Consider the following 5182-nt stretch of genomic DNA (forward strand, 5'->3'; position numbering starts at 1 on the left):
ATTTCTACACGACAAGCATACCGATGCCCTAAAAGAGAAAAGCAAAGACTGTATGACCTGCCATCTGTATGAAAACGAACGACTTTCTCCCAAATTCAAGCGGCTTGAGGATACCGGCCGCAGAGCGGTGATGGATATATACCATAACAATTGCATCACCTGCCACGCGGAGATACTTGCTGCCGGCGAAAAGGCCGGACCCATTGTCTGCGCAGGATGTCACCCGAAAAAACCGTTGATTATGTCTTCCAGGGTTCCAATGGGTTTTGATAAATCACTTCATTATCGCCACTCCACGGCCCAAAAGGACGAGTGCGAGCGCTGCCACCACGAGTTTGACCCCCAAAGCCAAGAGCTGGTTTACGCCAAAGATAAAGAGGGCACCTGCCGTTACTGTCACAAGCAAAAGACCGAGGTGCTGGAATCAGAAACGCGGATTTCCATGCGGCTGGCCTCGCATGTGGCCTGCATCGATTGCCACCGCAAGACCCTGGAAAAGGACATGTTCGCCGGCCCCGTCAGGTGCAGCGGCTGTCATGATATCGAGCAGCAAATCAAGATCGAAAAGGTTGACAAAGTACCTAGAATGAAGCGCAACCAGCCGGATATAGTGTTGATCAAAACCGGCGACAAAGAGGGTCTTAAAACCCGGATGTATCGTGTTCCCTTTAGCCATAAGGCCCACGAAGGATATAATGACACCTGCCGGGCATGCCATCATGCCGATCTGAAATCGTGTGTCAGCTGCCACAGCCTGGAAGGCAAAAAAGAAGGAAACCATGTCATGCTCGAACAGGCCATGCATCAGCTGGGCTCCAAGCAGAGCTGCATTGGCTGCCATAAGACAGTCCTGCAAGATCAACGCTGTGCCGGCTGCCATGCGTTTTTGGTGAAAGCCCGCAAGCAGGAATCGTCTGCCTGCCTGAAATGCCATATGGCCCCGCCTCCGGAAAGTACGGGGGTTTTGAATCAGGCCGGAGAAGCCCGGCTGGCCCGCATGATACCTGAAATATGGCAGGCCATCTTCGGCATTAGCTATGAGGTTGATATACCGGAGAAGGTTGTCATCAAAGAGTTGGTGGACCGGTACGAGCCGGTTGAATTTGAGCACCGGAAAATTGTTCAGGGAGTGCGGAAAAGGATTAACGGCAGCAGTTTGGCGGCCTATTTTCACCCGACAGAGGCTACCGTATGCCAGGGGTGTCATCATAACAGCCCTACAGCCGGCAAACCGCCCCGATGCGCAAACTGCCACGGAAAGCCGTTTAAAGAGAGATATCTGTTCGCACCGGGATTACGAGGTGCCTATCACCGGCAATGCATGGGATGCCACGACCAAATGGGCCTTGAAAAACCTGCCAACGTGGAGTGCGCCGGCTGCCATATTGAAAGAAAACTATCAAATAGGCATTGAAAAACCCGCCAACGTGGAGTGCGCCGACTGCCATATTGAAAGAAAACAATAGCAATACACGACTCTTTTTTTATTTTTCCATTCGCCAGGTTTAAAACCTTCGCCTTTTAGGCGAAAAGCTTTAGCATCATGAAGATTTGCGGTTAAGATTCAAGGTTGAAAGGTTCAGAGGTTCAGAGGTTCAGGGTTGAAAGATTCAACGTTAAACCCAGAACGCAGAACCCAGAACGGTGAACCTAATTAGCCCAAGCACCTTTCGACTGACTTTCAGTCGGAACAGAAATCTACCTGCTTTAGCAGGTAGTGGTTTATTGCATTTCCTTTACAAATTGTTCAAAAAGATACCGGCTGTCACGCGGACCGGGTGCTGATTCGGGATGATATTGAACCGAGAAAGCCGGCAGCGACTTATGCCTGAAGCCTTCCAGGGTCCCGTCATTCAAGTTAATATGGGTCACTTCAACTTTATCTTGCGGCAAACTTTCTGCATCGACAATAAATCCGTGATTCTGGCAGGTTATCTCAACAGACCCCGTGGTCAGATGCTTTACCGGATGGTTGGCGCCACGATGACCGAATTTTAACTTAACGGTTTTTCCGCCCAGGGCCAGGCCCAGAATTTGATGCCCCAGGCAAATCCCAAAAATCGGTATTTTTCCCAACAGATGCCGAACCGTGTCCACGGCATATTCGACCGGCTCCGGATCACCGGGGCCGTTGGATAGAAATATACCGTCCGGATTCCAGTCAAGCACTTCTTGAGGAGAAGTCTGCGCGGGAAATACCCGCAATTCGCAGCCGTGCTCGTACAAGGCTCTCAAGATCGATAATTTTACACCAAAATCGTAAACCGCAACTTTGAAGGATTGCGCTTGGTTGCGTTTAGATTCCTCATCCAAGGGCCACTGATAGTACGCGTCGGCGGTAATTTCTTTGACGAGATCCCGTCCGACCAGCTTGGGGCCGGTTTCCAAACGCTCCAACAGTATCTCACGCGGTTCATCGGAAGTGGTGATAATGCCCATCTGCGCCCCATGATCACGCAGGTGACGGGTCAGCGCGCGGGTATCAATCTCGCTGATTCCGACAATCCCATAGTTTATTAGATAGTCATTAAGGGATTTGTTTGCCTGCCAATGGCTGACCACCGGACTGTACTCGCGAATAATAAAGCCTGACGCGTATATGCGTCTGGATTCGAAATCTTGGGGGTTGACGCCGTAGTTTCCGATTTGGGGATAGGTCATGACCACCATCTGAAAATGATAGGAAGGGTCTGTCAGGATTTCCTGGTACCCCGTCATGGCCGTGTTGAACACAACTTCACCGATGGCGGTTCCCATGGCGCCCAAGGAAAGCCCTTCAAAATGAGTTCCGTCTGCTAAGATTAATCGTGCTTTCATAATAGTTATAGTTTTTTAGTGAGTAACATTATTTAAGCGAATGTAAAAGATCAACTTTGATGGCGTCGTAAAAAATCAGTCGCGCTTAAACATACTGTAATCGGGTTTGCGGTAGCGGCTTTCACCGCCTCCGTCGATGGCTAACAAGGCCTCAACTTTCAGCGGCAGGCCGAACAACTGGATGAACCCGTGGGCATCCTGCTGATTGTAAACATCATCTTCTCCAAAGGATGCGTAATCTTCACGGTACAGACTGAAAGGACTCTGACGCCCGGAAATAATGATATTGCCTTTAAGCAGCTTTAAACGTACAGAACCTGAAACGTTTTTCTGAGTTACTTTGACAAAGGCATCCAGGGCTTCCCGCAGTTGCATAAACCACATGCCGTTATATACCAGTTCAGCATATTTCACGGCCACGAAGTCTTTGTAATGCATGGTGTGCTTGTCGAGGCAGATACTTTCAAGGGCCTGGTGGGCGCGAAAAACAACTGTTCCGGCCGGTGTTTCATATACGCCGCGGCTTTTCATCCCCACTAAGCGGTTTTCGACCATATCCACCCGCCCGATACCATGAGCACCGGCAATTTTATTCAGGCGCGTAAACAATTCGACGGCCGACAGGTTTTCGTGGTTCAAGCTGACCGGGTTGCCGCTCTCAAAGCCGATCTCTATATACTCGGCTTCATCCGGCGCATCTTGCGGGCTGACGGTTAACTGGAACATTTCTTCATCGGGTTCCGTCCAGGGGTCTTCCAGTGGACCGCCTTCATGGGAAAGGTGGAAAATGTTACGATCCCGACTATAAAGATCCTTCTCGCTTTGCGACAGAGGGATATTGAATTGGGCCGCATAGCGGATGGCATCCTCCCGGCTACGGATTTCCCACTCGCGCCAGGGGGCAATAATTTTAAGTTTGGGGTTAAGCGCCATGGCCGCAAGTTCGAATCGAACCTGGTCATTGCCTTTGCCCGTGCAGCCATGGGCAAGGGCATCGGCGCCTTCCGCTTCAGCGGTTTCAACCAGTTTTTTAGCGATTAAGGGACGGGCAATAGCCGTACCCAGCAGATATTCGCGTTCATAAATCGCACCGGCCTGAATGGTCGGAAAGACGTAATCTGTTAGAAATTCCTCCCTCAAGTCCATAACAATCAGTTTGCCGGCGCCGGAAGCGAGGGCCTTTTCCTCCAACCCATCCAGCTCCTCTTCCTGCCCCAGGTTCGCCGTAAAACAAATCACCTCACAATTATCGTAATTGTTCTTCAGCCAGGGGACAATAACGGAGGTATCCAGTCCGCCGCTGTATGCCAGGACGACTTTGCTGACCGCATCTTTTGCCATTATTTCTCTCCTTTCAGAAAAATAAAAACCCCGGCAAATGCCGGGGTTTTATGTGTTCCTTATAATTTTAAGAATCATCAGGTTTTCCACACAAGACACCCGGCCGCTATTCTGCTTCGGCAGCGGTTACGGATGGTTGTGTCGGACAATGATAGATTCATATTATACTGCTTTCGTAATTTAGTTCCTGAACTATATGACAAAAAAACCAATGTTTGTCAAGACCGCATTAGCACCGTGGCCGACCGGACCGGACCGAACAGAAGGAATTCCCGCCCTTGCGCTTAAAGCCTTGACACAAAGTCTGTTACGAGCCATATTTTCCTAAGGGGGGGAAAGTCAATTCCCGATTTTAATGGCGAATGGGGTTTAAGCTTTAAGTAACCGTTCACGGGTTCAAAGGTTCAGGGTTCAGAGGTTCAACGAATAAAGACAACGTTGAATCCCACCAGTGGTGGAAACCTGTGAACGCATGAAAAGACAACCCGACTCGGCTGAGCTCGTCGCAGGCTGAACCTCACCTGCCGTCGGTCGGGCAGTGGTGAACTCTGATTCTGTGAACCCAACGGAAAGGTAACCCTGAACGTTGAACCCTGAACCTGTGAACGCATACGGTTAAGCAGACCCCATAAATCAAGATGGGTATTTAATAAGCTAACAGGTAAAGTACTATGGAACATTATGTTGAACTGCCTCCCGCTGTGAAACTGGATGAAAAGAAACCTAAAGAAAAATTTAGGAAAGTCCTTAGAAACGAAAAAGACCAACCCCAAATTGTCATCCAGAAAGCTCAAGTTCGGGACGTAGAAGAAATTCTCGAATTGGTGAACGGCTTTGCAGCCTCAAATTTAATGCTCCCCAGAGGTCCCCAATACCTGTATGAAAACATCAGAGATTTCGTGATAGCCTGTGACAGCAACGTTCCGGTTTACAGTCTGACGGAAACCAGAGAAGTATTGCACCTGATTGCGGCCTGCGGCAGCCTGCATGTGCTTTGGGAAGATATTGCTGAGATCAGAGCGCT

The 5182-nt window shown here is 49.6% G+C and carries 4 protein-coding genes; 2 read left to right on the top strand and 2 right to left on the bottom strand.

Going from position 1 to position 5182, the window contains the following annotated elements; genetic code table 11:
• Positions 1-1414: sulfate respiration complex hexadecaheme cytochrome HmcA (gene hmcA, locus V3S16_RS10230; RefSeq protein ID WP_413884594.1), on the top strand; the 1414-nt coding region annotated here is incomplete at its 5' end.
• Positions 1415-1722: 308 nt separating this feature from the next.
• Here hmcA and carA read toward each other — a convergent pair.
• Positions 1723-2817, bottom strand: a complete 1095-nt coding sequence (gene carA / locus V3S16_RS10235) for a glutamine-hydrolyzing carbamoyl-phosphate synthase small subunit (RefSeq protein ID WP_413884596.1) — start codon at positions 2815-2817, stop codon at positions 1723-1725.
• A 75-nt stretch (positions 2818-2892) separates the two neighbouring features.
• Positions 2893-4158 (bottom strand): argininosuccinate synthase, encoded by a 1266-nt coding sequence (locus V3S16_RS10240; RefSeq protein ID WP_413884598.1) that lies wholly within the window; start codon positions 4156-4158, stop codon positions 2893-2895.
• A gap of 671 nt (positions 4159-4829) precedes the next feature.
• Here V3S16_RS10240 and V3S16_RS10245 point away from each other — a divergent pair.
• The coding region (locus tag V3S16_RS10245; RefSeq protein WP_413884600.1) for a hypothetical protein at positions 4830-5182 on the top strand (353 nt) is incomplete at its 3' end.

It is taken from the genome of Candidatus Desulfatibia sp. (assembly GCF_036446775.1).
Classification (GTDB): domain Bacteria; phylum Desulfobacterota; class Desulfobacteria; order Desulfobacterales; family UBA11574; genus Desulfatibia_A.

Excerpts from the sequence above, each read along its gene's own strand:
- carA (WP_413884596.1), bottom strand. The coding sequence starts at position 2,817 with ATGAAAGCACGATTAATCTTAGCAGACGGAACTCATTTTGAAGGGCTT.
- V3S16_RS10240 (WP_413884598.1), bottom strand. The coding sequence starts at position 4,158 with ATGGCAAAAGATGCGGTCAGCAAAGTCGTCCTGGCATACAGCGGCGGA.